At 42.6% G+C, this 26,668-nt stretch carries 27 protein-coding genes and 2 pseudogenes; 12 read left to right on the top strand and 17 right to left on the bottom strand.

Going from position 1 to position 26,668, the window contains the following annotated elements; all coding sequences use genetic code 11:
* Positions 1 to 17: 17 nt before the first annotated feature.
* The 3 genes from EQM06_RS00770 to EQM06_RS13450 form a co-directional block, all read right to left on the bottom strand.
* Positions 18 to 887, bottom strand: a complete 870-nt coding sequence (locus EQM06_RS00770; protein WP_128744525.1) for an Ig-like domain-containing protein — start codon at positions 885 to 887, stop codon at positions 18 to 20.
* 17 nt (positions 888 to 904) lie between these two features.
* Entirely contained in the window at positions 905 to 1,381 is a 477-nt protein-coding gene (gene tadA / locus EQM06_RS00765) for a tRNA adenosine(34) deaminase TadA (protein ID WP_128744524.1), read from the bottom strand.
* Between the two features lie 166 nt (positions 1,382 to 1,547).
* Complete coding sequence (locus EQM06_RS13450; RefSeq protein ID WP_408608683.1) at positions 1,548 to 1,715, bottom strand: DUF4368 domain-containing protein; 168 nt, start codon at positions 1,713 to 1,715, stop codon at positions 1,548 to 1,550.
* A 52-nt stretch (positions 1,716 to 1,767) separates the two neighbouring features.
* Between EQM06_RS13450 and EQM06_RS00755 the strand changes: the two genes are divergently transcribed.
* The 4 genes from EQM06_RS00755 (at position 1,768) to EQM06_RS00740 (ending at position 4,383) form a co-directional block, all read left to right on the top strand.
* Positions 1,768 to 2,151, top strand: coding sequence for a LysM peptidoglycan-binding domain-containing protein (locus EQM06_RS00755; RefSeq protein WP_128744523.1), 384 nt, complete (start codon positions 1,768 to 1,770; stop codon positions 2,149 to 2,151).
* A gap of 102 nt (positions 2,152 to 2,253) precedes the next feature.
* Positions 2,254 to 2,544 carry a stage II sporulation protein R gene (locus EQM06_RS13230; RefSeq protein ID WP_330548347.1) on the top strand — a complete coding sequence of 97 codons (291 nt, stop codon included), beginning with the start codon at positions 2,254 to 2,256 and terminating at the stop codon, positions 2,542 to 2,544.
* Positions 2,535 to 2,996 carry a stage II sporulation protein R gene (locus EQM06_RS00745; RefSeq protein WP_128744521.1) on the top strand — a complete coding sequence of 154 codons (462 nt, stop codon included), beginning with the start codon at positions 2,535 to 2,537 and terminating at the stop codon, positions 2,994 to 2,996. The genes EQM06_RS13230 and EQM06_RS00745 overlap by 10 nt, the downstream gene beginning before the upstream one ends.
* Positions 2,997 to 3,144: 148 nt before the next feature.
* The gene (locus tag EQM06_RS00740) at positions 3,145 to 4,383 is read left to right on the top strand and encodes a hypothetical protein (protein ID WP_128744520.1); all 1,239 of its coding nucleotides are present in this window, start codon (positions 3,145 to 3,147) and stop codon (positions 4,381 to 4,383) included.
* A 220-nt stretch (positions 4,384 to 4,603) separates the two neighbouring features.
* On the opposite strand, the gene EQM06_RS00735 is transcribed toward EQM06_RS00740, so the two are convergent.
* Entirely contained in the window at positions 4,604 to 5,698 is a 1,095-nt protein-coding gene (locus EQM06_RS00735; protein ID WP_128744519.1) for a S1C family serine protease, read from the bottom strand.
* A 265-nt stretch (positions 5,699 to 5,963) separates the two neighbouring features.
* On the opposite strand from EQM06_RS00735, the pseudogene EQM06_RS13445 reads away from it, so the two are divergent.
* The 4 genes and pseudogenes from EQM06_RS13445 to EQM06_RS13385 all read left to right on the top strand — a co-directional run.
* A pseudogene (locus tag EQM06_RS13445) lies at positions 5,964 to 6,808 on the top strand (hypothetical protein).
* Between the two features lie 87 nt (positions 6,809 to 6,895).
* Positions 6,896 to 7,117, top strand: a complete 222-nt coding sequence (locus EQM06_RS13025; protein ID WP_230974984.1) for a hypothetical protein — start codon at positions 6,896 to 6,898, stop codon at positions 7,115 to 7,117.
* Positions 7,110 to 7,790 (top strand): phosphohexomutase domain-containing protein, encoded by a 681-nt coding sequence (locus EQM06_RS13020; RefSeq protein ID WP_330548346.1) that lies wholly within the window; start codon positions 7,110 to 7,112, stop codon positions 7,788 to 7,790. The genes EQM06_RS13025 and EQM06_RS13020 overlap by 8 nt, the downstream gene beginning before the upstream one ends.
* Positions 7,791 to 7,850: 60 nt before the next feature.
* Positions 7,851 to 8,024, top strand: a pseudogene (locus EQM06_RS13385) (Hsp33 family molecular chaperone HslO); the annotation flags it as partial.
* Here the strand turns inward: EQM06_RS13385 and EQM06_RS13380 are convergent.
* The 7 genes from EQM06_RS13380 to EQM06_RS00685 all read right to left on the bottom strand — a co-directional run bounded on the left by EQM06_RS13380 (position 7,967) and on the right by EQM06_RS00685 (position 19,158).
* The gene (locus tag EQM06_RS13380) at positions 7,967 to 8,386 is read right to left on the bottom strand and encodes a helicase-related protein (protein ID WP_334295838.1); all 420 of its coding nucleotides are present in this window, start codon (positions 8,384 to 8,386) and stop codon (positions 7,967 to 7,969) included. The pseudogene EQM06_RS13385 and the gene EQM06_RS13380 sit on opposite strands and share 58 nt — an antisense overlap.
* Positions 8,387 to 8,682: 296 nt before the next feature.
* Entirely contained in the window at positions 8,683 to 9,864 is a 1,182-nt protein-coding gene (locus tag EQM06_RS00715) for a hypothetical protein (protein ID WP_128744516.1), read from the bottom strand.
* A gap of 74 nt (positions 9,865 to 9,938) precedes the next feature.
* Positions 9,939 to 11,330, bottom strand: a complete 1,392-nt coding sequence (locus tag EQM06_RS00710) for a hypothetical protein (protein WP_128744515.1) — start codon at positions 11,328 to 11,330, stop codon at positions 9,939 to 9,941.
* Positions 11,327 to 13,954 (bottom strand): DrmE family protein, encoded by a 2,628-nt coding sequence (locus EQM06_RS00705; protein WP_128744514.1) that lies wholly within the window; start codon positions 13,952 to 13,954, stop codon positions 11,327 to 11,329. Before EQM06_RS00705 ends, EQM06_RS00710 begins: the two co-directional genes overlap by 4 nt.
* Before the next feature lie 15 nt (positions 13,955 to 13,969).
* Entirely contained in the window at positions 13,970 to 15,514 is a 1,545-nt protein-coding gene (vsr, locus tag EQM06_RS00700; protein ID WP_128744513.1) for a DNA mismatch endonuclease Vsr, read from the bottom strand.
* Between the two features lie 65 nt (positions 15,515 to 15,579).
* Positions 15,580 to 15,750 carry a MerR family transcriptional regulator gene (locus EQM06_RS00695; RefSeq protein WP_128744512.1) on the bottom strand — a complete coding sequence of 57 codons (171 nt, stop codon included), beginning with the start codon at positions 15,748 to 15,750 and terminating at the stop codon, positions 15,580 to 15,582.
* Positions 15,751 to 16,545: 795 nt separating this feature from the next.
* A complete protein-coding gene (locus EQM06_RS00685) occupies positions 16,546 to 19,158 on the bottom strand; it encodes an FAD-dependent oxidoreductase (RefSeq protein ID WP_128744510.1) in 2,613 nt (870 codons plus the stop codon).
* A 208-nt stretch (positions 19,159 to 19,366) separates the two neighbouring features.
* Between EQM06_RS00685 and EQM06_RS00680 the strand changes: the two genes are divergently transcribed.
* Positions 19,367 to 20,035, top strand: a complete 669-nt coding sequence (locus tag EQM06_RS00680) for a Crp/Fnr family transcriptional regulator (protein WP_128744509.1) — start codon at positions 19,367 to 19,369, stop codon at positions 20,033 to 20,035.
* 28 nt (positions 20,036 to 20,063) lie between these two features.
* Here EQM06_RS00680 and EQM06_RS00675 read toward each other — a convergent pair whose 3' ends face one another.
* The gene (locus tag EQM06_RS00675; protein WP_128744508.1) at positions 20,064 to 21,056 is read right to left on the bottom strand and encodes a hypothetical protein; all 993 of its coding nucleotides are present in this window, start codon (positions 21,054 to 21,056) and stop codon (positions 20,064 to 20,066) included.
* A 60-nt stretch (positions 21,057 to 21,116) separates the two neighbouring features.
* Between EQM06_RS00675 and EQM06_RS00670 the strand changes: the two genes are divergently transcribed.
* Positions 21,117 to 21,752, top strand: coding sequence for a CvpA family protein (locus EQM06_RS00670; RefSeq protein ID WP_128744507.1), 636 nt, complete (start codon positions 21,117 to 21,119; stop codon positions 21,750 to 21,752).
* A 13-nt stretch (positions 21,753 to 21,765) separates the two neighbouring features.
* Here EQM06_RS00670 and EQM06_RS13315 read toward each other — a convergent pair whose 3' ends face one another.
* The 4 genes from EQM06_RS13315 to EQM06_RS00650 form a co-directional block, all read right to left on the bottom strand.
* Positions 21,766 to 22,266, bottom strand: coding sequence for a PadR family transcriptional regulator (locus EQM06_RS13315; RefSeq protein ID WP_128744506.1), 501 nt, complete (start codon positions 22,264 to 22,266; stop codon positions 21,766 to 21,768).
* Between the two features lie 39 nt (positions 22,267 to 22,305).
* A complete protein-coding gene (locus EQM06_RS00660) occupies positions 22,306 to 23,190 on the bottom strand; it encodes a DUF2812 domain-containing protein (RefSeq protein ID WP_128744505.1) in 885 nt (294 codons plus the stop codon).
* 261 nt (positions 23,191 to 23,451) lie between these two features.
* The gene (locus tag EQM06_RS00655) at positions 23,452 to 24,345 is read right to left on the bottom strand and encodes a helix-turn-helix domain-containing protein (RefSeq protein ID WP_128744504.1); all 894 of its coding nucleotides are present in this window, start codon (positions 24,343 to 24,345) and stop codon (positions 23,452 to 23,454) included.
* 2 nt (positions 24,346 to 24,347) lie between these two features.
* The gene (locus tag EQM06_RS00650; protein ID WP_128744503.1) at positions 24,348 to 24,605 is read right to left on the bottom strand and encodes a PucR family transcriptional regulator ligand-binding domain-containing protein; all 258 of its coding nucleotides are present in this window, start codon (positions 24,603 to 24,605) and stop codon (positions 24,348 to 24,350) included.
* Between the two features lie 228 nt (positions 24,606 to 24,833).
* Between EQM06_RS00650 and EQM06_RS00645 the strand changes: the two genes are divergently transcribed.
* Positions 24,834 to 25,049 (top strand): helix-turn-helix transcriptional regulator, encoded by a 216-nt coding sequence (locus EQM06_RS00645; protein WP_128744502.1) that lies wholly within the window; start codon positions 24,834 to 24,836, stop codon positions 25,047 to 25,049.
* Positions 25,033 to 25,518 (top strand): DUF6773 family protein, encoded by a 486-nt coding sequence (locus EQM06_RS00640; protein ID WP_128744501.1) that lies wholly within the window; start codon positions 25,033 to 25,035, stop codon positions 25,516 to 25,518. Before EQM06_RS00645 ends, EQM06_RS00640 begins: the two co-directional genes overlap by 17 nt.
* A gap of 36 nt (positions 25,519 to 25,554) precedes the next feature.
* Here the strand turns inward: EQM06_RS00640 and hisC are convergent, their stop codons facing one another.
* Positions 25,555 to 26,640, bottom strand: a complete 1,086-nt coding sequence (hisC, locus tag EQM06_RS00635; RefSeq protein ID WP_128744500.1) for a histidinol-phosphate transaminase — start codon at positions 26,638 to 26,640, stop codon at positions 25,555 to 25,557.
* Between the last annotated feature and the right edge of the window lie 28 nt (positions 26,641 to 26,668).

Below are 26,668 nucleotides of genomic sequence, written 5' to 3'. Positions count from 1 at the left end.
GCTCACCTTATCCTATATCATAAAGTGAGCTGATCTTTATTGATTATCTTTTTCTTTCCTTTATTCTTAGGTCTTGTGGTTCCCGCCAGAGCTTTTTTTCTGGCGGCTTCTTCTGCCGCCGCTTTTCTTCCTGTAATGTAGGTGCCTCCGCCTGCCGAAATTGGCCGCGGTCCTTTTACCCGTTTATTGTCATTTTCAATGATTTCGTCGTCTTCTTCGTCTTCATCCGCCTCTCTTGCAAGTTTCCTCTCCATCTTTCTTCGATGCTTTTCTTTTTCCTTCTGATCCTTTGCAACGATTTCTTCTACGGATTTTCCGGTTTCCTTTGCCACTTTATACGGATTTACTGGTTCTTCTGCTCCCGCTTCTTCTTTCTCCTTTTCTACCTGCTTCTTAGCGGCTTTACTGGAAGCCCAGATAACACCCACCATCATGATGCCCATCATGACCATATTCGCTTTCATGGAGGAGCTGGTATCTATTGTATTAAAATGAATCACCTGATTTTTTCCAAGACTGTCTCCCGAGGCTGCCGTTACATTCTTTGAAATAAAAAGCTTATACGAACTGTCGGACGCCAGAGTCTGCTTATTCACAAGAACAAGAACCAGTCCTTCTTCCTTCGGACTGTAAACCACCCGAATCGGCAGAGCCTTTCCTTTTGCATCCGTAAGCTTAAAGCTTTTTAAATTTTCTTTCACGTTCTCTTTATTGATCATATTTTGGTTGAAGTACAGCTTTACACCTGAGTTCTCGACCTGCATTCCCTTTTCATTGTCCCTCGGATAAGAATCCTCCAGCTTCAAGGTTCCTGCAAAACAAAGAGATGTTGTCATCATTACCAGTAATAACGCCAGTGCAGCCACTGCACTTATCGATTTTTTCATTTAAGTTCCTCCACTTTCTATTTTGTAAGCCCTGAGTTCTTTTGCTTATCCCATCTCGAACCCCGCCGCCGTAAATTTTTAAAAAAATCTTTTAACAGGCTTGAGCATTCTGTTTCCATGACACCTGTTTCCATTTCAACAAAATGGTTCAGCTTTTCTTCCTGAATAATATTAAACACTGAGCCGCAAGCTCCGCCCTTGGGATCCATCGCCCCAATAAAAACTTTTTTCATTCTGGACCAGACAATAGCCCCGGCACACATGGCGCACGGCTCGCAGGTTACATATAGATTGCAGCCGAGCAGCCTCCATCCTCCTAAAGCTTTGGCCGCTTCCCGTATGGCAATCAATTCTGCATGTGCTGTCGGGTCTTGTAAAGTTTCTGTTAAATTATACCCTCTGCCAACGATTGTCCCATCTTTTTCAACAATAGCTCCAATGGGAATCTCACCGCAGGCATAGGCTTTTTTGGCTTCAGCCAGTGCATCTATCATATAATTTCTCATATACCTTACAATGTTACCACAGTTATCTGTGATTTTCAAGAAAAAAACGACCCCGTTCCCCACGGTGTAATAGGGACATTCTCCAAGCCGTGGTGAAGTGGGGCGGTATGTATATCGGCAGGCAGTGGGTTTCCGCTGTCTGCCGATTGCCGTTTTATGCGACCTCTGGTGAATCACTCTGTGTTTTTTGCTCTGTTTGCTGTTCAGTTACGCTGTCCATTAAGCCAATGTCCCGGTAGTAGATATTGATTTCCTGCGGGGCGGTGTGAGACCATTTTGCTTCTCGTTCACCGATCTCCACCCGCTCAATAAAGAGGTGCAGGATTCAGCGGTGAGCTCGTTATCTCGAGGATGAAAAGAAGGCAGCGTTCAGATTGAATAAGGAAGTTCCTTTCAGGGGAGCCATGGAAATTCCAATGGGACGGGGCGATACGAAAGCAAACAGCGAGATTGCCATCAAAGAATTGTGGTTTGACCGAATTAACGCAAAACAAATTGAAGTCAACGCCAACCTATTTATTTCCTCCTCCGTATATGGTCAGGATAAATATGAGGTCATTCAAAATGTTTGCTTTGTAGAGGCTAAGGATGAAGCAGGCAGGAAACCGGGAATGGTGGTATATATTACAAAGAATGGAGACACACTTTGGAATATTGCCAAAAAATACAGGACCACCATGGAAATGATAACAGAGATCAATGAATTGGCTGCAGACCAGACCTTGCAGCCAGGTCTGAAGCTTTTAATCGTAAAATAATAGAATCATGAATAAAAAGCCTTCTGTTGGCAATACTCCCAAATAAGGAAGTAACCTTACAGGAGGTTTTTTTATGAGATTGATAAACGGCAGATGCAGGCCATGTTATTTATTTTAATATGCATGATTTTATATACAGGGTGGTATACCCAAAACGATAAGAAGGGCGATGTTCATTCCGGAATTATCCGTTTTCACGTGGTGGCGAACAGCAATTCGCCGGAAGACCAACAGCTGAAATTGAAGGTACGGGACGGAGTGCTTGAGGCGGTCAATCAAAAGCTGATAAAAGAGACCATGGAAAAGTATGATTCCGTGGAAGCAGCCCCGCAGAGCCAGGAGGAGACCGGAAACAAAGGGAAGAAGAGCCCGCGAAAGAAACCATGGCCGTAGTGGACAGCAGGACGACCGCACAGGTTTCATTGGATGCGGAAGAATCGAGGGCCTATTTATTATCCCACTTAGATTTAATCGAAAAGGTCGCAGAAAAGATAATAAAAGAAAATGGCTATGATTATAAGGTTAATGCCGAACTGGGAGTACGATGGATTCCCGAAAAGACTTATGGAGACATGACTTTTCCGGCAGGGAATTATGAAGCGTTGAACATTACCATTGGAAATGGGGAAGGAAATAATTGGTGGTGCGTATTATTCCCGCCGCTATGCCTGATCGATGGATCGGATGATCCCAATCAGCTGAAAACCTTTGAGACGACCACCTATGCGGCCGTAGGCATGACAGAAGATTTGTTGAAACTGCGGGAGTCCAATAAAGAAAAGCTTTCAACGCAGACCGCGATTAAGCTTAAATTTAAAACACTGGAATTGTTGGAAAATCATTAAAAATTTTTTCTGGCGCCAATCTGCTTCTTGTTTTGCAACCCCTGCCGATTTGACAGGGGTATAAGCATTTGATAGTATATATGTAATACCCAGTCAAGTGGAATAAGAAAGTAATACAAAAAACAGGAAAAGGAAAGAAGGCGTGTAAATGAAAGAAATTCGTATGGGAATTGGTTTTACTACCGGCAGGAGAAACTTCAGAAAAGTTCTGGCGACTTACATCAATACTTGGAACGCTTCAAAAGCCAGCCTTCAGAAAGATGTAAAGCTTAGCCTGCATCTCTTTGTCGCATATGACGTGGAATATCATCACACGAAGTCTACCGATTATACGAATCTGAGTCAGGAAATTGTGGACACTTTTGACAGCATTACTTTTGTCGGAGCAAAAAACGCATTAAGAAGTGTTGAGAAGCTTCGGCGGAGCGGAGAATTTACTCAGGCCGAATTAACAAGTGTTTTTGGGGCAGGATATGCCGGAAAGAGAAATGCCGTATTGTATGCGGCCATTGAGAATCAAATGAACGCCCTGCTATTCCTGGATGACGATGAATACCCCCTGGCTGTGACGAATAACCACAATATTTGCCTTTGGAGCGGCCAGCAGGTTTTTCTCTCTCATATAAAAGAAATTGAAAATGCGGATTATACGAATGGATTCCATTGCGGATATATTTCTCCGATTCCGCAGGTAAAATTCAACGATATGCTGAGCGAACAGGATTTTAGATTATTTATTGAAGCCATCAGCAACGACATTATAAGCTGGCCCAATATTAAAAATCTCATGGAGTCCGGCGGCGTTACATACGCTTCGACTGATGTGCTGACCCAAAACGACGCATCGGATGTACCTCTGATAGGGGGATGTAAATTTATTTCAGGAGCGAATCTGTGCATCAATCTGAATAAGCCGGATAAGTCACTTCCATTTTTCAACCCTCCGGGAGCCAGAGGAGAGGATACATTTTTATCTACTATGCTGCAAGATCGAGTCGTCCGCAGAATTCCGTGCTATACCTTTCATGACGGCTTTTCCATTTATCAATATTTGCTGGAAGGCGTGCTACCAATCCATCTTTCAGAAATAACAGCAAACTCCTCGACTATCAATACAAGATTTTTAAATGCTTGCATCGGATGGGTACGGTATAAGCCGCTTCTGGTCTACATTACGGATCCGGAAGAATATGAACAAAGAATGCACTTCCTGAAAAGTGCACTGGCTGAGACCTTGCCTAAAATGGCAGCGCATTTTCACGACGATCGTTTTTTTACGATGATGACCGAATTTGAAAGGTACGCTAAAAATGTTAAGAGGCATTACAATCAATTCCTCTTGACCCAGCGAACGTGGAAAAAGTTATTAAGAGTAATCCTGTCATAAAATTAAAATTTAATCGAAAAGCAAAAGGAGGGTGCGTCCTGATGGAATAAAATCAGGACACACCCTCTTTGTATATGAGAAAATCACACCGTGTAGAGTGATTGAATTTTCTCCGGACTAATTGCTGGTCTTTTCTCCCAGCGTCAGATTCAGCTTTTTCATTTCATTATCATTGTTGCGGACCACTGTAATCTGCACCTTGTCCCCCACCTTATATCCGTCAAAGGCACTGGTCAGATCCGATGCGGAATTGATTTTTTTTATCGCCTACATAATAGATCATATCACCGCTCTTAAAACCGGCTGCCTTGGCAAAATCGCTGTCCACGCTCTTGACGTAGATCCCCAGGCTGGTCACCCCGTAATAAACGGCGTTCCGCATGGAAGTTAGATCTACGAAGGTCATGCCGGTATCGATTCTTCCTCGTACATATCCGTAATCCGCCAGCTCCTGAGCGATTTTTTTCACTTTGTTGACCGGAATGGCAAAGCCCAGCCCCTCGACATCGGAACCGGAGGATTTGGCAACAATGATTCCCACCAGCTCTCCATTCTGATTGAACATGCCGCCGCCGGAATTGCCCGGATTAATGGAAGCATCTGTTTGAAGCAGCGTCATGCTCTTGCCGTCAATGGTAATGGAGCGATCCAGAGCACTTACGATTCCGGCAGTAACGGTTCCGCCCAGACTTCCCAGAGGATTTCCGATTACGACAGATAAATCGCCGACCTCCAGTGCGCTGCTGTCCCCATAGACCACCGGAGTAAGCCCTGAGGCATCAATTTTTAAAACGGCAATGTCCGTTTCATCATCCCGGCCGATTAATTTTGCCGAATACGATTTGCCGCTTTTTAAGGTAACGGTAATTTTATTGGAATTCTCAATCACGTGGTTGTTGGTTACGATGTACCCGTCAGCAGAAATGACCACTCCGCTTCCGGCACCCTCCGTAACATATTGCTGCATCCAGGAATCTGTTACCATAGCTTCGGTCTTTATTTCCACCACAGAGTTGGCATTCAGAGCCGCAATCTCTTTGATGGTCAAATTTCCGTCCGTGGACTGCTCTATGGTAGTCCCGGTATTGGATATACTTAACTTGCCGTCTGCTTCGGAACGTTTGCCGAAGCTGTCACTTCCGGTGATCATATGGTTGGCGAACATGGCGCCGCCGAATCCGAAAATGGTCGAAGCAAGGAGACATAAGACAACCAGGAGTGCGATACTTCCCTTAGTAGATTTAAAGTGAAACCTGTGTTTCGGTCTTGACCCGTGATTTGCATTCGAATCAGACGAAGATGATGGTTCGTCCACGATGACGAAGTTTACATGTATCGGTTCCTGATTTTCCCCCGGATAATAGTTTCTTAAAATGATCCATATTACAAATCCCTCCTAATATATTAAATTTTTATTGTACTCAGGTTCCTGATTGGTACAATAATTAATGTATATTGATATTAACTCGGTATTGTGATTTTTTTGTGAAAAAAAGATGTTTATGTGGTAAAAATATATTGTTAATAGTATAGAATGACCTTTACAGGCGAATATTCACGGGTACACGGGAGATTGCAGAATGAAAACATATGAGATCTGGAAAGAATTTTTAACAGAACAGATTCATTTACATAATAGTAATGAAGAGATCAAAAATATAAACCGGCAATTACTTCAAGATCTGGAAGAATGTGCGGCTCTGGAAAATGCCGGAGAGGAAATCTATGAGCGGTTCTATAAAGATATAGAGTTTGGCACCGGCGGGTTGAGAGGAATTTTAGGAGCGGGTACGAACCGATTAAATATATACACGGTGGCGAAGGCGACTCAGGGAATAGCAGATTATATTCGAGCAGGGGAGTACCGGATGGATTCTCCGCTAAGGCAGAAAAAGAATCAGGCAGGGACTTCCGTTGCCATTTCCTATGACAGCCGCATTTATTCTGAGGTTTTTGCTAAAATAGCTGCGCAGGTATTGACTGCCAACGATATCGATGTATATTATATGAGGAATTGATGCCCACACCGGCTCTTTCTTTTGCTGTAAGGCAGATGGACTGTTCTATGGGCATTATGATCACGGCCAGTCATAACCCGGCTAAATATAACGGATATAAGGTTTACGACGATTCCGGATGTCAGGTCACCTTGACCGCTGCGGAGAAAATTTTCAGATATATAGAACGGCTGGATATTTTTACAGATGTTAAATATAGTGGCGGAGATGGTATACTGAATATGCTGGGGGATGAAACGGTCAAAAACTATTTGGATGCGGTGCAGGCTGAGAGCACCTTATCTTCTGAGGAAGAAAGAAAGGCTTTAAGCAGGCTGTCCGTAGTGTATACCCCGCTGAACGGCACAGGGAACAAACCGGTACGGGCTATTTTGGAGCGGATCGGCGTCACAAAATTGCTGTGGTGAAGGAACAGGAACTGCCGGACGGCCATTTCCCCACCTGCCCCTATCCCAATCCTGAAAAAGAGAAGCTCTTGAACTGGGGCTTGAACTTTGCGGCAGGCTTGCCCGAGAAGCCGCCGCTTCCGGGCAGACCGCAGATATTCCGGTATTCTTCTGGCGACGGATCCGGACTGTGACAGAGTGGTCTTGCTGTTTGCGAAAGCAGCGGCAGGGGAGAAGAAGGCAGAAATGGTAAGGCGAAGGAGAGCCGGCCGGTCTACCGGCTTCTATCCGGCAACGAGGTGGGTGTCCTTCATTCGATTTTTTGATTAAAAAGAAGGCAGAAACCGGATTAAAAAAGAATCCGTGTGTGATAACCACCATTGTATCCACTCGGATGACGGCTGCTATTGCGGCGAAGCATGGAGTTCGGATGATTTTGACGCTGACCGGCTTTAAGTTTATCGGAGAACAAATTGCATTTCTGGAAAATGAGAACAGAGAAGCGGAGTTCCTGTTTGGATTTGAAGAAAGCTATGGGTATCTGTCGGGAACCTATGTAAGAGATAAGGATGCGGTGAACGGTTCCATGCTCATCTGCGAAATGGCGGCGTATTACAAAGAAAAAGGACTGACGCTTGCTGATCGGCTGGAGGAACTGTATCAAGAATACGGATACTTTAAGAATCATCTGATCGATTTTACTTTTGAAGGCTCAAAGGGCATGGAAATCATGAATCAGCTCATGCAGAGATTCAGAGAAGAACTGCCAAGCCGGTTGATCGGCAGACCGATTCTGGAAGTAGCAGACTATCAGAAGCAGGAACGGTATTTTCTGAATGAAGACGGACAGCCGTCCGGTTCGGTCTGTATCAATCTTCCCAAGTCAGACGTAATAGAAGTGGTGCTGGAAGGAGGAAGCTCCTTTACGGTGAGACCTTCCGGAACGGAGCCTAAAATTAAAATCTATTTATCGGCAAAGGGCCAATACAGCTCAAGAATCTGAAAAGGTTATCGTCGATCTGACAGAAGAATTAACAAAGATAGTTCATCGTAAATAAACGATATGTTTAAAAGGAGAAATTTTATAAATGGGAAAAGCATAATTGCTATAGATAAAAGTAAAATGTATAGAGTCTATCTGACCATTAGCACAGACATGGTAGAAGAGGCAAGAAAAATTCACAATACGACGCCTCTGGCAACTGCGGGGCTGGGTCGTGTTCTGACGGGAGCAGGCCTGATGGGTCTTATGCTTAAAGGGCAGAGAGATAACATCGCCGTGACAACGGCGTGTAACGCTCTCTCCCGTGCGGGTTTTGAGAACGGTGTGGCTCCGGTGGGTTCAACAAATCGATAAAAGGACTCGTGGTAGGCTCTGAATCGCTCGTAATGAGAACGGTCACGGCTTTTTGTCGCATCATACTGCACAAAAGCGACTCCGGGATATGAACGACCGACACGACTGGATGCCTGAATGTATTCGCTGGTCAGCTTCGGCTGTCCGACGAGAAGCATAACATTCAATCGCGCAACATCAATACCGACGGAAATCATATTTGTGGCAAGCAGAACGTTGGAAGCATAACGTTTATTGTTCATATTGATTCGTGAGTATTCCAGTTTTTCAAGTTTATCCAGCGTTTCATTTAATTCGGTAGTGGTGACACGGCTGGTAAGCTCATCCGCACTGACAATCAAACGACGCGATGTGAACAGCCTGTTTGCGGTTCGGATGATAAAGTCTTTAACGTCATCTTCCACAAGTGTGGAAGCTTTGCCCAAATCTTTCAAGCTATTAAAATATGCGGTCAGTGTCCATAGCTTGTCTTTGACTTCATCGGGCAATTTCATCATGTGAATCCTTTGTAATAAAGCCGCCATTGCACGAATTTCCATCATTGCCTTAGTCTTGCCGGAAGGCATAAGCCCGACATATTTTCGTCCGAAGACTCCGTTTTCATAAGATATTTCCGCTTCACGAGCAAAGAACGAGTTGCCTGAATCCAATCCCGGTGCCGGGAATTGAACAACATCGCGATTATATAAAACCGAGCATTGTTCCTTGGCTCTTTGATTGTAGCCGTAGAAGCGATAATTTTCGGACGCACCCCTTTTTGACTGCAAATAGCATCTACGGCTGTTTCATACAGACCCACTATAGTTCCGAGGGCTCCCGATATAAGATGAAGCTCGTCTTGAATAATTAGTTCGGGAGCACGGTTGTCGCTATTCACGGCAAAGAAAGAACCGATGCGACCGTCCCAAGGCAACATGGCGAATTTATCAACTGTACCAAACAGAAGTGTCGGAGGATTGTTGTAGAGTTCCTCATCGATTATTTGAATCGGCAGTTTCGCCGTAAAATCACAATCTTCATGTGTGCAAGACATATAAAAGTGCTTTCCGTCCCGCATTTTATATCCCCAAGAACCGACGAGCTTTTTGTCTTTATCATCCTTAACAAGTTTTGTGCCGCACCACGGGCATTTCAAAACTTGAAACTTGTTGTGACGATCTTTCTCATTCCTCACATAGAAATGATCTTTAACGGCAAGTAGCTTCTTAAGATGGAAATTGGCATCATCATTTTTGTTCGGAATGTGACTTCCTCCGATCCAAAGACCAATCGTTATCGGTTCTTTGCCAAGAGGATATGCCGGATAAACGCGCTTTCTGGCTTCGCAGTCTTGGCGGATATACTCACAGGCGCAGATGAGCGTTGCCGCTCTGGTAAACTGTTGAGCCGCAAGCAAGCGCAAAGTATAGCGCATAATAACCGCCGTGCCGCCTGACTCGGTAAGATGTGTCAGTCTGCGATAGAAGATCGTAAAAGCAGTTAATCCAAGGTAAGCCTCAGTTTTACCACCGCCTGTGGGAAACCAAATCAAATCAACGATATCCCGTTCAGGTGATTCGTCGTTTATGATAGAATTAATGTCCATCAATAGAAACGCAATCTGGAACGGACGCCATCGGCAGTCCTTATCATCCTGCTGACGATAATCCATATCTTGAAGAAGTTCTGCAATTTTTTCATCACCGGGATAACAGTCAGTATCCGAAGTCTGTTGTTGCATCCGAAGGTGTACCCTTTGCATGAACATGGCTCTGTTCGCGAGGACAAAAGCGGAGTATGCTTTCTCATCACTTTCTAGTGCGGCAAGCCCAGAATACATTCGTTTATAAGCTCGCTTGCATTCGGCGATGTTTTTGGCAGCAGCGGATTTGTATCTCGATCAAGCGTTGAAGTGATGCCTTCCAGTTCAACAACCCATGTTTTGTATAAGTCCACGAGACTTTGTAAGGCACCAAGTTTCGTAGATTTGTCCGTTTTGTCCAAATCGGAAAGATACTTCATGGATAACTGCTCAACCGATATTTTATCGTTTGACGGCAGGTCAAAACTCATCGGCGGCACTTCGGAAATCGGGAAATAATCGCTCCAGATACTGCCGTCACCGTTTTTGTCAATACTCCAATCCACGGACACGCCAAGCCCGGTTCCAAAAATTTTCTTGTCTCTGTATAGCAAGTCAAGTGACTGCTCTTCATCGTCCATGTTGTCAATATCGGCTTCAGCACTGCTTTCAATAAAAACAAAATCGTTATCCGCAGAAGAGATTTCCAAAACGGGCTGATAAATACAATGATATGCCTTCGCAGGCACTTCAGATAATCCGTTAACGAGCATTATGCTAAGTGACCATATGCCTTCGGAAATTTTTGTTCTGAGTGCCGTAACCTTTGCCGTCGTTCCGTCAATATCCCTGTTTGCATCAATATAATCACTTCCGGAAAAATCAAGGACGAATTCGATATCATTGTGCGGCTCGCGAACATAAGCTGAACGACAAAGCTCCGCCAAACGATAAGCAGGCTGTTTCAAAATATCGTGATCGGTTTCCGAAATTGTGTCTCGCTCGAAAATATCCCTAATTTCTTTCTTCTGAACCGACCTTAACAGACGGAAAACTTTTTCCTCTTTGTCATAATTCATAATGTGCGAAAACTCCGACGGCACAACATAGTCATCCGCTCCGTTGGCAGGAGTATAAGGCACCACACAATCGGGAATTTTGGCGTTTCTGTAGGTAGCAAGAGAAACCTTCCCGCGAACGATATCCGCCGAGCCTTTGACGATGAATGTTATCCCCATCGAAGAAGGCATATATTGCGCCGAAAGTTCAATTTCCTCATCAAGGTTCTCATCGGCGGTTTCGTCAAATTCATAGCTGCGGTTGCCTTTGCTTTCAGTCAATACCAACTCTGACGGTTCCGTTTCTCCAATCGCAGATTCATCTTCAAAAACGCTTTCTTTCGTTTCGGTTATAGGCACGGTTTCGTCATTATCTTGGTTCACCTGATTCCCTTGCGGATACAGAATTCCTACGGAATAGCGGCTCATCGGACTGCTGGAGATTAATTCATGTTCAATGTCAGGAACGCTAAACTCCGAGCCCGGTCCGAGAAGTTCGGATTTTATCAAGTTGATGTATTCATCTCGGGCATTAATAAGATGGTTCCGAATTTCGTTGCTTGTCATGATATAACCTCCATATCTGTAATAGGTTTGTTAATAAGGTTAATCGGAACCGAAACGCCCTCATCCAATAGAGTTATGACTTCCAATTCCAATATCTCCGACAGGTTTTCGACATTGTTGTAAACGATTTCAAGCACGCTATCATGAGGTGGCTGATTTCTGCTCAGTTTATCTTCAATCGCTTTTGCGATAAGTTCTAGAATCTTTTTGCGTTGCCGTCGAACGGTTCTACAAGCGTTGAAATAACCTGACACATCACCAAGTAAATCGGGATCTTGTGTCATTTCCGCAATTTGCCGCAAGGTGGATTCTTCTCTCGGACCCACAATGTGGCTGTCGGAAACGAGCCACTGTCGTATGCCTTGTTCTTGAACGGTACAGCCGAACCCATTTAGTTGTTTCGCAAGCTGTCTGTAGGACAGATTTCTTGATTTCTGATAATCACGAAGAATTTCTTTCCACCAAAATGCTTTATCTGCGGCGTCGCATACATCCTTGCTTAATTTCCGCGAAGCTTGCAAAGCGTCAAAAACGGAATCAACAATGTTTCTGGTGAAATTGTCACGCTTTGTAAACACGAGTCTGTCACCAGCATTTAGTTTATCGACATCAGTTTCTGATATCGTTTCTTTGCTGTATGCTGGATTATATACAACCGCTTTGTAAAACCTGGAGAACATTATCTGCTCGCCGCTTGTAAAGCGACCTATAGCCGTAACTTCCGACATCTGTGCATTTTCACCGGTAGCAGCGACTCCAGCGACAAACTTGCGAATGTCAAAGATGCTTATTGTATCTACATATTCATTCAAATCTAAAGACTCGCCTTCGAAACGCTCTACAGTTTCGTCATCCTCGTCGAATTCGTCAATAGCACTCTCGTCTAAATTGTTATATAGACCGCTGATTAAATTAAGCTTCTTTTCGAATTTTAAAGCTTTGCGCTTTCTGCGCTTGAACCAGTGGGTCTCGCATTCATAAAGAAGCACGATAATATCGGCGGTAGCTCTGCATTTCAGAGCGTCAAACCGTTTCCCAGAAAAGTCTCCGACAACAATCACTTTATCATAGCTTTGGCTTGTGTCAAAACGGTTTGCGGTCATTATGTAAATCCGTTTGTCGGAGAAAAGAGGTTCCTTTTTCAAAATATCAGCATAATACGCTTTAGGAATAATGATAGCTATTTTTTCACCAAATGAGTTTTTTACCAATTCACGAAGAGCCTGATATTTGGGGGAATCCTTCAAAATAGACTTATACAAATCATCCAGAGCATCGGCAACAAAAATGCACTGCAATTCAAAAGAGCCGGAGCTTTCTGCCGCCTTCCAAAGTTCGTTTATTTTGGCGCAAGGGGAAGCGACACCGAGTTGAAGTTCACCGTTTGCAACCGATGATTCCATTGCTTCCATCGGAAATACAGCGGTGGTAAATAAGTTAAGTAATGAATGCGCCGGAACGATAAAGTTCTTTTTTCTCTCCTCATCCCAGTTCGATTGCCTGATAATAAACAGTGTATTTCTAATGTCTCTGTAGACATCCCAAGAGCAACCTCCATCGATTACATCAATCCTCACTTCGTTATTGACGATATTATTTACTTGTTTATCAAGCTCGTTAGTAAACGGATTATAAACTACAGTTGGTTTTAAATGCTGAAGCAAAAAATCTTTTGTGCAAGCAAAAACCGCAGATATTTCCTTTTTGTCGACATACTTTTCGACATTTTCAGAATCAATGCTCATGGAAATATGCGTAAATTTTAAAGACTTTCTTTCGAGCAAGTCCTCAAGTTCCGAGGCACCTTTCGATGTGGGTTCAGAACCAATAACCATAAGTCCAACAGCCCTGTTTCCGTGCTTGTCCAGCACAAGGTCACGGGCTACTGACACTCTTCCGGCAATTTTCAGTACCGGTTCTGCCTTTGAAGGATTGTTTCCAAATTGATACGGTTCTTCGCCGTCTGTGTAATACGATGCCGGAACGATATCAAGAAGAGTAATACTTTTTTCGTCGTATTCTATACGAACACCTTTTTGAATACGGTCAAACACTGCTCTGTCTGCCACAATGACAGCCGAAACGCCGGTTGTGGCGGGAATTTCTGACAACGGTTTCCCAGTAATATACGAAATAAAATCAGAACGGTTGGATTTCTTTCTTCGTATGCCTCTGCCGTCAGTTGTAACAGCGGTACCGTTATATGGCTTGATTTTATGTTTATTCCGCTCGACAGGTAACCAAGAAGTTGTATTGCCATAGTTCTTCTTGCCGTCTTGCTCCAGTTTCATATACTGCATTTCGTTTCTTGTATCAAAACCGAGCCAACGATGACGTACATTGTTATACAGCACCAAATCGCCAATATTTAAAGAAGCGATAATTTCATCAGCATCGGTTTCATCCATCGAAACACAAGCAAGAGCCGCCATGATAAAGGCAACAATATCAAAACACACTGACCCAGTGTGTAACGCCACGCTTGATGAGTGCCCTTTAGAAAAAATTGATTTCACAAAAAAATCAACGTATTTTTGGATAATAAGCTCTTTGGATATTAGTGAATTTTCGAAAAAGATGTCACAGTTTTCAGTAAGTCGACACAGGATTTGTTGGTCAGTCATATCCGAGTCCTCCTATTACATCTTACGGCAGAGTATCTCAAAGCACTCCGCAATAAACTTAGCCATCTCTTCTATTGCCGGAATGGTAACAGAATTTCCGAACTGTTTATATTTTTGGGCGTCAGGGATGCCGTCCGGGAAAGAAAAGACTTCTTGCCCGTTCTCGTCCAAAAACGCATAATTTATAAAACCCTGTAATTTCCCCCATTCGGTGGGAGTCATTACACGGATGCCTTCATCGTTCAGCGGTGTCTTTTTGCCCTTAATTTCCGTACCGCCGATTCCTTCTCGCGGATCATATATCAGATTACGTTCCTTGCCGGAACCTCCGGTTGCCAATAAAGTGTTTGCCACGGGGGAAGCAATTCCTTCCTCGTTGACCACACGGTATCCAAAGCCGTAACCTCTGCCTTCCTGCCTTTCGCGATGGCGTTTGAGGGTTTCAAGGTAGCCGGAAGCCATGTAATATTTTGCTTCCACATTCTGTTCCAACAAATCGTTCAAATCGGTGTATATTCTTTCCTCTCGCTCTTTCGGGATTTCCGTGGGCAACACTTCCAAAAGCTCTGTCGGAAATCGTTCGCTGTCAAATCCGATGATGTATGTTCTCGGACGATTTTGAGGAACTCCGAAATTTCGTGAGTTGCGAATAAAATCCTTGCCTGTATAAACGGGTTTGCCGTCGTTGTTTAGTGAAACACCGATGACTTTATATTTAAGCCTTAAGGTCAGTTCTTCAATAATAAACTTGAATGTAGCGCCTTTATCGTGCGTCACCAAATGATCAACATTTTCAAGAAGGAAAGCACACGGACGCGTACGCTCAATAATTTCAACTATATGGTGAAATATCTTCCCTTTTTCTTCGTTCTCAAAGCCTTCTTCCAACCCAACTCTACTGAAAGTCTGACACGGAAAACCTGCGAGCAACACATCGTAGGGCGTCCGATCAACGAGTAGTTTAAATTCTTCGGAAGTCACGTCATTCTTAGGATCTTCGCCGAAAATGTGCTTATACGTTTTACAAGCCCATGCATCTTTTTCTGCTGATAAAACATTTTTGAAAAATCCGGTCAATTCAAAACCGCGCCTTATTCCTCCGATTCCCGCACAAAGATCAATCGTTCTGTACGGTATCTGCGGCATTGGTGTTCTGAGTGCTGTTATAATTTCATCGATGCATTCGTTCAACGATTTTTTTATTCTGTGTTCCCAAAAACGCAGCACAGTCCAACCCTCGGCTTTCAGCCTATCAGTAACTTCTTTATCACGTTTAATATTTCTTTCAATCTTTGGAATCCAAAATTCACGGTTAGACTTGATAGCTTTTCTTGCGTTTTCCCAGTCATATCCGTGCCAAAATTCGCTGTCACAAAAAACAGCAATTTTACGAGCCTTAAAGACAAAATCAGGCTTTCCAAAAACAGAGCGATCGTTTTTCGAATATGTAGTGATGCCACGACGCTTTAATTCATTGACGAATGCTCGTTCAAGAGCCGAATCGGTGCTATGCACTTGGCTCATATTATAGCTTATCTGCTCTTTTGTTTTTTGAGCCATATGTACACCCCTCCTTCACTCTGTTGTATGCCTTGATATATGAAAAATCTCACATACTGGTAATATTATTTTGCTTTACGCCTTGCCTCCGGCCTGTTAGCGGTCTCTGGAATAATCCAAATACGGCTGTACATCTGAGCGCCCGGAATTTTATTTTCTTTGCACCAGAGTTGAACTTGACGTGACGTAACACACCACTTTTTTGCGGCTTCCTGAACCGTCATGTACCCATTCATCACAGTAGCCTCCAATTAGCTCAGCATATTTATTTTATTATGCTTCGTCTAAACGAAAAAATCAATAGAACTCTGGAATTTCAGTAAATAAAATAACGAAATACCTATAACAGCTTGTGTACGGACAACATTTTTAATGTTTTCTTTGTCATATGAATATGGAAACGGGCAGTTTGTACCCAACCACACAGTTTCTTGTGAGAACCTGCCACACATACCGTTGCAACATACGCGGATGCTTCGACGTTGACAATGCTAACAAAATAGTAGTAACAGCTGTTCAATACGGGCATTATGATAGATGGCAGCAACCGCCAAGGCCAGTGGATCAGCTACAAGGATGGCAAGTCCCTTACCAGTATGCGAACGATTGACAGCGTGAAGTATTTCTTCAACACCGTTGGAACACTGAAAATTGGCTGGGAGAAAGACGGCCACAACCATCGGTACTATTCTGGCCATCGGATGTTGATCGGCTGGTAGGTTATCGGCGGAGCCAACGCTTAAAAAGACCAGTTGCTTTACCAAGGACGGTTGGATAATATCCGGCAATTTGTACTACTTTTACGCCGATGGTTCACTCGACAGGAGCGTCAAGGTTGACGCTTACGAAACATGTAAGGACGGTGTGAGAAAAGCAAATAGCAACTATGTACGAAAAACGAGGGCAGGAACCGATTAATGCTGGTTCCTACCCTCGTTTTTCGTATTCGGTTTGCTTTCCATAAATTGTCCCTATAATACCGTGGACTTGGAGTCGTTTTCTCTTTTCTATTTTGTTCTTATATTTTTATCTTAAACAAACAGGTTTACGTTAGACTGCTCCGCATCTCCCAGATACGATGCAACACCTGCAAACTCAACACCTTCTATTAATTCTTCTTTGGTGATTCCCATCACATCCATGGACATGGTACAGGCTACCAGCTTGACGCCGTTTTCCATAGCCCTTTTCATTAAATCCTCTAAGGATTCCACATTTTTATCATTCATGACTTTTTTCATCATTCTGGTTCCCAAACCGCCCATATTCATGTTGGAGAGCCTTAATTTAGAGGTACCTCTCGGCATCATCCTGCCAAACATTCCATCAATAAAAGGCTTTTTTACTGGCTGCTTTTCCGCTTTTCTTAAGGCATTGAGTCCCCAGAAGGTAAAAAACATAGTGACCGGTCTGCCCATAGCTGCTGCGCCGTTTGCGATAATAAAGGAAGCCAGGACCTTATCCAGATCGCCGCTGAATACAATCAGTGTCTTTCCCTGAGGCAGCTCCGCTACTTCCTGGGCGCCCTTCCCGACACCGCCTTTATCCTTCTGACGGTTTCCTTTTTGGATGTACACAACATGCTGCCGACCCTCTTTACAAGTCTTTACCAACGTATTGCCTGTTCTCCTGCACCAGGAATCTATATCTGCAACAAAACCCATGTCTGTAGCCGATACCTTGATGATCTGACCATCCTCCATCTGGTTGATTGAATTGAATACGCGCATGATAGGCCCCGGGCACTGCAGACCGCTGCAATCCAGCGTTTCTGTTATAACCACGTTGTTTAAATCTATTTCATCTCCCTGCTGTGCACAGCCCCTTCTATCACCGTCTTCTTTCTGCGGTTCAATGGGCTGCTCAGTCAAACAGCCTTGCAAAGCTCCGCCGCTCTTGTCGTGAAGCACCGATTTATAAAAGCCCGCTCCACCCGGATAAACCGCCACATGCGGGAATCCGGCGTTCGTCAGAATTCTTGCTGCATTATAAGCACGGACGCCTATGGCACAAAAGGTGACGATTAGATGCTCCCTATTCAGTTCATTGATCCTGCCTCGAAGCTGTCCAAGGGGTATGTGTACGGAATCTTCTACTTCAAATGCCATTCTTTCAACACGTTCTCTCACATCCAATACCGTAACCCCGGATACTCCCGTTTTTTGAGCAAGCTCTTCTCTCTTTTCAAGTCCGTCCCAAGGAACAAATCGGACAAGCCCATTCAGAAGATTGTCACTGACGAAGCCCAGCATGTTTACCGGATCTTTAGCGGAAGAATACGGAGGTGCATAAGCCAGCTCCAGTTTTTTCAAATCTGTAACCTTTGCCCCCAATCCAATGGCTGTGGCTATTACATCAATTCGTTTATCCACACCATCTGCCCCAACAATCTGTGCTCCAAAAATTTGACCCGTTGGCGAAAACAGCAGCTTTAATGTAATGGGCACTGCTTCCGGATAATATCCTGCGTGAGATTTTTGGCTGATAATTGTTACAAAATAATCCTCCTCCGCTTTCTTTCCCATTCGGATAAGTGTCTTTTCATTTAATCCGGTTGCAGCCACTGTTAAATCGAATACTTTGGCTACGGAGGTTCCCTGGGTACCGCCATACGTTCCTGCTGTCGTTTCTTTATGAGAAGCCCCTATGCCCTGATCCGGCTCTCTAAGTTCAGCGGCAATGTTTCCCGCACAGATACGCGCCTGCTTATTTGCCGGACCTGCTAACGGAATCATTGTTTTTCCTTTTTCAATAAATTCGGTCACCTCAATGACATCGCCCACGGCATAAATATTCGGATCGGAAGTTTTCAAGCTGCCATCCACCACAATTCCGCCCCGCTGGTTTAATTCTAATCCGGCTTCCCTGGCAAGCCCACTGTTGGGTTTAATGCCTATGGACAAGATGACCAGATCCGCATCCACCGTTTTCCCGCTGGCCAGTGTGATTCGAGTCTTTTCGGTACTTAAGTCCGGAAGCTTCTCAAAGGTTTTTACACCATCTGACAGAATAAGCTCCACCCCATTCATCCTAATATTTTCATGCACCAGCTGTGCCATTTCAAAGTCTACGGGAGTCATGACCTGATCCTGCATCTCTATAATAGACACGGTACAGCCTGCCTCTTTAAGATTTTCTGCCATTTCAAGCCCTATAAATCCCCCTCCGATAACAGCTGCCGTCTTTGGTTTTTTTTCAATAAGGTACTGCTTTATTTTATCTGTATCCGGAATATTCCAAAGGGTAAAAATGCCGTCTCCATCCACTCCGTCTATTGGCGGAATGATTGGCGCGGAACCTGTTGCGATTACCAGCGTATCATAGCTTTCTTTATAATCTTTGCCGTCTGCCGCTTTCCTTACCGTTACATTCTTTTCCTCTCGGTTTATGGAAAGCACCTCATTCCCTGTCCGTACTTCTATATTAAAACGTTCTTTCATCGCTTCCGGCGTTTGGAGAAGCAGGCTTTCCCGCTCCTTTATGACATCCCCTATGTAATAAGGAAGCCCGCAGTTGGCATAAGAAATATAATCGCCTTTTTCCAGAATAATGATTTCTGCATTTTCATCCAGTCTTCGAAGCCTAGCCGCAGTAGTAGCTCCCCCTGCAACTCCGCCTATTATAACAACCTTTTTCTTATCCATCGATTTATCCTCCCATCAAAATGTACATTCATTTTAGCAGGCTTTCTAAAATGTTTCAGTGATAAAGTCACATTGTATGGTATAATGATTCTATTGATTGAAGTCGGCTTTGCCGCAGGGAAAGAATCATTGCATCACACGGCGACGTAGCTTGTGTGGTATAATGATTCTAAGCATAAAACTAAAATCAGGTTTAGAGGTGATATGTATGGTTGACAAAAACCTTCTTTCTGAGTTATATCCTTTTTGGAAGGAGCTTACACCGCCCCAAGAAGCAGAAATTGCCGCAAATACGGTTATCCGTACTTTTAAGCCCGGAGAGGTTGTCCACGGCGGAGGGCAGGAATGTACCGGAGTTTTAGGGGTTATCCGCGGAAGGCTTCGTACCTTTATGCTCTCTGATGAAGGAAAGGAGATTACTCTTTTTCGCCTTGTTGACGGGGATACCTGCATGCTGTCCGCTTCCTGCATGATCAGGAATATCTCTTTCGATGTTCATGTATCTGCTGAAATCAAAACAGAAGTAGCAATCATAAATGCGGCTGTTTACGATAAAGTTGCCAAAAGAAATCCCCACGTGGAAAGCTTCATGAATGAAATCATTTCTATGCGGTTTTCCGAAGTCATGTGGGTAGTGGAGCAGGTGTTATTTATGAAAATGGATAAACGCCTGTCCATTTTCCTCTTAGAGCAATCTGCTTTAGATCAAAGCGATACGATTGTGATGACCCACGAACAGATTGCCAGTCATTTGGGAACCGCCAGAGAGGTCGTCTCCCGGGTACTGAAATATCTGTCCAATGAAGGACACATAGCCGTATCAAGAAAGGGTATAAAGATTTTAAATCGAAACGGTCTATTAAAAATGACAGGGTAACCCCCTGTCATTTTTTAGATTTCGCCAATTACTTCTGCATCGGATCAATAATATCACCAGTTTCTCTATCTATAGCCGTAATCCAGTAGCCATAAGCAATCATTCTGTTCTCCAGAGAACACTCTGCTTTTGTGGCTTCCAAATTCTCCGCACCCACAATGGGCTGCCATAAAACGAAACCGGATTTTCCCCCTTCGGGCTGCTCTTCATTTAAAAATCTTCCCGGTATGCCTACATAATACAGCTTCTGGTCTTCTCCGAATATATAATGTCTGTACTTGGAGGCTCCCCACATGGCTCCCGGTGAAACCAGCGGCAAATTTTTAATATTTGCAATCCGCTTCCACTTTGCTCCTGTCCGGTCTCTGCTGAAAGGCAGAATCAAATCATAAAGCTCTGCTGCTTTAGCAGTCTTTTCACAAAGATCTTTCACATACTGATTATAAAAATAATTATAGGTTGTTCGCTGCTTCTTCGCAAAATCCTGCACATCGTAAGGATTAGTCTCCAAAGCTTCATCAAATAAATTGCGCTCTTCTTTCGTCTCCTGTTCTTCTGTTTCTTCCTTGTTGTTAAGCTTCTCTGCCGTAGCTGCGATTACATTGCTCCCTGAAAAGGCCAATTTGCCCTTTAATACAGGATGCAGCGGTTCCTTATTATCCCGCATGGATACTGCGGCCACAATGGCTACCGAATAATCTGAAAGCTGTCCTCCTCTTCCGTCCACATTGCCGGGATCAAACCGAAAATAATTCTCACCCGTGCCAAATCGGTTTAGAATCAGTGAGCCCATGACGGCATGAATTGTCCGCTCTTTTTTTTCGCCAAACAAGATCAGCTTGTAGATATAACGGTTCCGCTCAAAAAACCGTAGATTTTGGACGCTTAAGGAAATGGCACCCTTGCTATTGCCGGTTTCGATTCTTAAGTTTCCATATATCGCCTGATCTGATTTTGCAGCAAAATCTCGATTTTCCTCAGAAAGAAGCACCATCGCCTTGTTATATTTTGAGTATTCCATATTGCCCTCCCCTGTCATTTTTAGTACTATATACATATATATGGGGAAGGAGATTAATTTATGATACTTGATATGTTCATTGCAGCCGTGGTGATCGGTACTATGGTGCGGGGCTACAGACATGGGCTGCTCCGAAGCTTCATTCACACCATCGGGTGGTTCGCTGCCCTTGGCGCTGCATTTATATGGTCACCCCAATTTAATACCTTTATTTTAGATCACACCGGTCTGTATCCCGCGATTTACGGAAATATAAACGAAAAAGTCAGCACGACCATTTCTCCTGCTGAAATGCAGGGAAGTATGCCGACTATTATTCAGACACCTCTGACCAATATGATTCACTCTTTATCCGATTCTGTTTCAACAGGTTTATCCAATCTGTTCTTTACCATCGTCTGTTTTCTGGCGGTGGTATTTGCTGTACAAGCATTCCTTCATGTCCTGATTTCCCTTCTCTCGAAAGAGCACAACGACGGCATTACCGGTTTTTTTGACGGATGTATGGGAATGCTTTTCGGTTTTATCAAGGGAATTGTGTATACCTTTATTCTATTAGCCTTGATGCTTCCCGCAGCTACTTTGATCCATCCGAATGTCTTACCTCTTTTAATAGAGAACCTGGGCCGTTCCCATTTTGCGCTGGAGCTTTATAATAATAATTTAATCCTGCTGATCGTGAAGGATCTTTTATAACGAACTTTTTTCATTATACTGGAAAGAATGCGCCTTTTCTAAGATTTCCCGTCCCAAATCCCTTTTCAGGTTGCCCATCTCCCCGCGGGGTTTCTCTGTCCTTTCCTCCGGCAGGAGCAGCTGCCTGCTGATCGGCCGTTTCATTCACCGGCATGGAAATGCCAGTACCCGTGTTATCCTCCGGCGGATCCGGTCTTGTTCCTTCATAGTCCATAAATTTCTGCCCGTCACGAACCATCTTATTTAATCGTTCAAATTCTTCTTTTAAAATGTTCTGTCCTTTTTCAGATAACTTGTAAATTTTTCTTCGGTTTTCTTCTGCTACTTGAATAATGATTTTTTCTTTTTCAAATCTGCCAAGCAACGTATATAAAGTTCCCGCGCCTACCGTAACTCTTCCTTCCGTAAGCTGGCTGATCCTCTGCATGATTCCATATCCATGATTTTCTCTAATCAGTGAAAGCAAAATATAATACATAGGTTCTGTTAAAGTCTTTAATTGTTCTCTTGCCATTTTTAACCTCCGTCCACATTTATTCTGTACCTCGGCCTTTTAAAGGATATAAGTTAGAAAAGACCATAATGCTGCAAAATACATAAAAATCCCAATAAAGTCTAATACTTTCCACCGATCCTTGTCCGGATACATTGCCACCAGATAGGTCGTCACGGATGTGATCAATATAGAAGCCATACACAGCAAAAGCTGTATAAGCTCCAGTTCCATTCCGGCAGCGCCCTTTATAACAAATTCTTTTTCCCACATATGATAAAAAAATCTTATTAGACAAACGACAGGTAAAAATAAAAAAAAGAGGATTTGGCATACTTTATTTATTTCTCTTAAAGCTCGTTGGATTTGCTCTTCTGCATGCGTATCCCGTGCCTTCCAGCCTTTCAATGCATATATCAATTTTATTGCCACTTTCAACGCATAATATCCCATGATCAAGCTGAAAAATATCTTAAAACCATATACCGTTAAATCATTTCTGTTTTCTTTTCCTCCCATGAAACTGCTGGAAATAATCAGCATGCAAATGAATTGAGAAATATGATTGGATAATTCTCCGTTATTTATGACCGCTTTTTTCAGCATGCTTCTTTCTGAAAGCTTATCCGTATAAAACTTCACAGTATTATTTTTTTGTGCAGAAAAAATATACATGCTGCTATGAAAACAATCTACTTTTTCCCAGCCTAAATCTTTATAAAATCTGTAATAGCTTTCTTTTTCCTCTTCTTTTCTTTTAGCCACATCTATAGCATATTTCCTTTCCTTGGCTCTTTCATTTTTTTCAAAAATGGCTATATTGCGAATCCATCCTTTTCCTGTACCTTTAAATTCATAGCCCCTTTCCGCCATGTCATTTAAGAATCTCTCGGCGGCTCTATAGTCCAGTGTGTCAAAGCTAAAGTATCTAAAAATATGCCTCATGTAATCACTCCCCTAATGTTTATGTCTATTCCCTGTACTCTTTTATGATATAGCATCCCTGTTTTGCTGTCATTTATATCGTAATTAGATATATCAATTATCAATATATATGTTTACCTGATGTTTGTCAACAAAAAGTGGTCTCGATATTTTTTACATAAAAAAATAATCCCAGTACAACATATCTGAGATTATTTTATACTACAGGAACTTCTTTGTCCTATAGGCAATAGCGCTTCTTCTTATTTTGTATCCAACCTTCTAATTTAAAGCCCTGTTCATTAATATTCGGAGTTTTACGGCAATGGCGAGGGTCTCGTTAAATTTAATATTATCATTCTCCATATTCAGTGCATACTTCACCTTGTTCACCCGGTATCGGATGGTGTTTTCATGCTGGCTCATGACTTTTGCCGTAACTTTATAATCCCCTGCATTCGCTACATAAGTCTCCATAGTCAACAGAACCTCTCTCAAATTCTCTGCGGATACTTTATCCTTTACTGCATTCACATAGGCATCATAAAAATCGTGAGCCTCCTGCGTGTCCTTTAAAGGAACCAGCAGCTGCATAACAGACAGCGGATTATATTCTTTAAACTCCATATTCATCGTTTTAGCGGTTTCCAGCGAACGCTTCCCCTCTTCAAGAGCTTTGCTTATATCCTTCTTATGATAGATCCTGCTGAACCCCACTCTTGGGTTCTCTATAAATTCTCTTATCTGGGCTGCCACATCATCCGAATGATGTTTCAGCTCTTTTAATTTATCCGCACTCAGAATAAAAATCTTATATTCATTATTTCTGACATAAACGTCCTTTGCATTGTTCAAATAGGTCGAATAATTCTTCAGTTCCTCCATTTCAGAATTAAATTCTCCGTCTACATAAACTGTGCGCAGATATTGCCTGACATCCGGTTTGATACTGTATAGAATGTCCATCTTTTCATCTTCCGAAATGCTTCCATACATAATCTTGTCCAATTTTAAATTATGAATCAGATTTAAATTTTCAATGGAAATATATTGGTTCACTGTGTCCATGATCACAGCATAGGGTAAATCGTCTTTAATAAAAATTAATGGAAATTCCTGATCATTACAGATTTTTTTAATGTCCTCTGTAATAATGTCAATATGCTCATCTGTCACGATCAGCAGCCACTGCTTTTTGTTGCGATCAGAGCGTTTATGTAATCATAAATCCCATCCCGGTCCTCCCGGAACTGCTCCAGGCACGTAATAAATAAATCCCCGCTGGCCAGGGTCTTTCTGTTCAAGATTTCATTATTACAGGGATAATCAAATACTAAGATTCTTTTTACTTCTCTGCCAATTCCATTTTGTCCCGCCAATACAACTGCGCTGTTAAATATATTGTTTTTTAAGATTTCATTTAATGATATATTCATTTGCTTACCTCTTATCCGGGAAAATTTACCCCATGCTTATTTATACCATATTTTTTGAAGTTTACAAAATTATTTTTAATAATTGGACCCAAAAATTCATTCTTTTTTACAAGTTTGCTCTATTATTTACTTTAACATTGCATTTCGCAATATATTATAATTAAAATGTAATATATATTTGACATTTACTTTGATGTATCCTATAATGAACCTGTAGGAGGCGCGCTGATGAAGAATAAAAAGATGAAAATAGCTCGAATCGAATGCGATTTATCTCAGGAAAAGCTGGCAGATCAAGTAGGCGTTACCCGTCAAACTATCGGAATGATAGAAGCAGGGAATTACAATCCTACCCTGAATTTGTGCATAGCAATTTGTAAAGCACTAAACAAAACACTGGATGATTTATTTTGGGAGGTGAACCACGATGTCCATGAAAAGTAAAAAAATACTGGATGAAAGACAAGAATTACAAAGTTTAAAAAATACGAGGATATGCTGGACTATAGCCATATTTCTGCTGGCCTTTAGTGCCATCTTACAAATGGTCATGCTGGATGCTCCGATGTATTATATGCCGGAGCTGGTGATCCTTTTTGCCGTCTGCATTTTAAATTTGATCCTGAACGCAGTACAAGGCAACCTATATACGAAAGAGATGCAGAACTATACGTTTAATATGTTCTTATATATCATGTCCGCACTGACCATGAGCCTAATAATCGGCGTTGGGAACTATATCAAATATGACCTGCCGCCTATCGCCGTTTTGTTTATCACCATTCCGTTGTTTTTATTTACATTTGCACTGATGCTTCTGTGTGATTATATTTATCGAAAAGTAACCCTGAGAAGATTAAGGAAATTTGACAAGAAGCTGGAAAAAGAAGAAAAGAAAGGAGCACTTCTATAAAGAAGGGCTCCCTTTTATCTCCGCCATAAAATCGAATCATAAATTCTCGCTTGGTTCTTCTTCTATCCCCAAAATGTCTTTTGTCACCTTGATAAAGGATTCCATCTGTTCGAACGTCCCTATGGTGATTCGGACATAGTCTTTTATTTTAAAGTTCGTGTAATGCTTCACCAATATATTTTTGTTTCGCAAAGCCTCGCAGTATTCTTCCCCTGTCAGGGAATTATTTTTGACTAAAACAAAATTTGCTTTAGAATCTAAGACCGTGAAACCCAAGGCCTTCATTTCTTTGGAGAAGTTTTCTCTTGTTTTCTTCACATCATTAACACCCTTTTTAAAATAATCCTTATCCTTCATTGCGGCGGTTCCTGCAATGAGCGATAATGTATTGATACTATACGGATCAAAGGAATGCTTGATTCTGTTCAGATCAGAAATAATTTCAGCATTTGCAATAGCAAAGCCTACTCTGGCACCCGCTAAATTCCTTGATTTTGAAAGGGTCTGTACAACCATTAAATTATCGAAGCGTTCCACTAGCGGAATGCAGCTCTCAGCCCCGAAATCTACATAGGCCTCATCAATAATTACCAGATTGTTGGGATTTGTTGAGAGAATTTTTTCAATCTCACAGGTCGCCAGCGCCATGCCTGTTGGTATATTCGGATTAGTAAGCACAATAGTCCCATCCAGATCAAAATAATCCTCCGGATTTATACTTAGTTCCTCCGATAGCGGTATCTCTACTTTATTTACTTGGAAAGCATCCGAATATATGGCATAAAACTCATTGCTCATTTCAGGAAAGTAAAACTTTCTGCCCTCGTTTTGAAATACCATAAATGCCAAAGCCAAGATTTCATTTGAGCCGTTTCCGACAGCTATCTGGTTTTCATTTATCCCAAAGTGCTCTGCAATTACCTTTATCAGCTTACCCATATGCGAATCCGAATACATTCTTAAATTATCTATTTCAAACTGATCAATCGACCGGTAAACAAATGGGCTGGCCGGATATGGGCTTTCTGTTCGATTTAAAACGATAGTCTTTTTTTGCTGTATAGCTTCTTCAGGGGTGTACGGTTTCAATCTATCATACTTCTTACTAAAAAAACGGCCCATTCAGTTTTCTCCTCCCGTCAATTCGTGA

The sequence above is a fragment of the Aminipila luticellarii genome (genome assembly GCF_004103735.1).
Classification (GTDB): Bacteria; Bacillota; Clostridia; order Peptostreptococcales; family Anaerovoracaceae; genus Aminipila; species Aminipila luticellarii.
The sequence above is the reverse complement of the archived record's forward strand: the minus strand, read 5'-3'. Positions and strand labels throughout refer to the sequence as shown.

Bases quoted from the DNA above. Each gene is read 5' to 3' on its own strand.
- EQM06_RS00770 (WP_128744525.1), bottom strand. From the start codon at position 887: ATGAAAAAATCGATAAGTGCAGTGGCTGCACTGGCGTTATTACTGGTA.
- EQM06_RS00715 (WP_128744516.1), bottom strand. From the start codon at position 9,864: ATGCAACAACAGACTTCGGATACTGACTGTTATCCCGGTGATGAAAAA.
- EQM06_RS00680 (WP_128744509.1), top strand. From the start codon at position 19,367: ATGGTTGACAAAAACCTTCTTTCTGAGTTATATCCTTTTTGGAAGGAG.
- EQM06_RS13380 (WP_334295838.1), bottom strand. From the start codon at position 8,386: ATGAACAATAAACGTTATGCTTCCAACGTTCTGCTTGCCACAAATATG.
- EQM06_RS00650 (WP_128744503.1), bottom strand. From the start codon at position 24,605: ATGAATATATCATTAAATGAAATCTTAAAAAACAATATATTTAACAGC.
- EQM06_RS00670 (WP_128744507.1), top strand. From the start codon at position 21,117: ATGATACTTGATATGTTCATTGCAGCCGTGGTGATCGGTACTATGGTG.
- EQM06_RS00640 (WP_128744501.1), top strand. From the start codon at position 25,033: ATGTCCATGAAAAGTAAAAAAATACTGGATGAAAGACAAGAATTACAA.
- EQM06_RS13315 (WP_128744506.1), bottom strand. From the start codon at position 22,266: ATGGCAAGAGAACAATTAAAGACTTTAACAGAACCTATGTATTATATT.
- EQM06_RS00745 (WP_128744521.1), top strand. From the start codon at position 2,535: ATGGCCGTAGTGGACAGCAGGACGACCGCACAGGTTTCATTGGATGCG.
- EQM06_RS00645 (WP_128744502.1), top strand. From the start codon at position 24,834: ATGAAGAATAAAAAGATGAAAATAGCTCGAATCGAATGCGATTTATCT.
- EQM06_RS00740 (WP_128744520.1), top strand. From the start codon at position 3,145: ATGAAAGAAATTCGTATGGGAATTGGTTTTACTACCGGCAGGAGAAAC.
- vsr (WP_128744513.1), bottom strand. From the start codon at position 15,514: ATGGCTCAAAAAACAAAAGAGCAGATAAGCTATAATATGAGCCAAGTG.
- EQM06_RS13230 (WP_330548347.1), top strand. From the start codon at position 2,254: ATGTTATTTATTTTAATATGCATGATTTTATATACAGGGTGGTATACC.
- EQM06_RS00710 (WP_128744515.1), bottom strand. From the start codon at position 11,330: ATGACAAGCAACGAAATTCGGAACCATCTTATTAATGCCCGAGATGAA.
- EQM06_RS00705 (WP_128744514.1), bottom strand. From the start codon at position 13,954: ATGACTGACCAACAAATCCTGTGTCGACTTACTGAAAACTGTGACATC.
- EQM06_RS00685 (WP_128744510.1), bottom strand. From the start codon at position 19,158: ATGGATAAGAAAAAGGTTGTTATAATAGGCGGAGTTGCAGGGGGAGCT.
- EQM06_RS00675 (WP_128744508.1), bottom strand. From the start codon at position 21,056: ATGGAATACTCAAAATATAACAAGGCGATGGTGCTTCTTTCTGAGGAA.
- EQM06_RS00660 (WP_128744505.1), bottom strand. From the start codon at position 23,190: ATGAGGCATATTTTTAGATACTTTAGCTTTGACACACTGGACTATAGA.
- tadA (WP_128744524.1), bottom strand. From the start codon at position 1,381: ATGATAGATGCACTGGCTGAAGCCAAAAAAGCCTATGCCTGCGGTGAG.
- EQM06_RS00695 (WP_128744512.1), bottom strand. From the start codon at position 15,750: ATGAATGGGTACATGACGGTTCAGGAAGCCGCAAAAAAGTGGTGTGTT.
- hisC (WP_128744500.1), bottom strand. From the start codon at position 26,640: ATGGGCCGTTTTTTTAGTAAGAAGTATGATAGATTGAAACCGTACACC.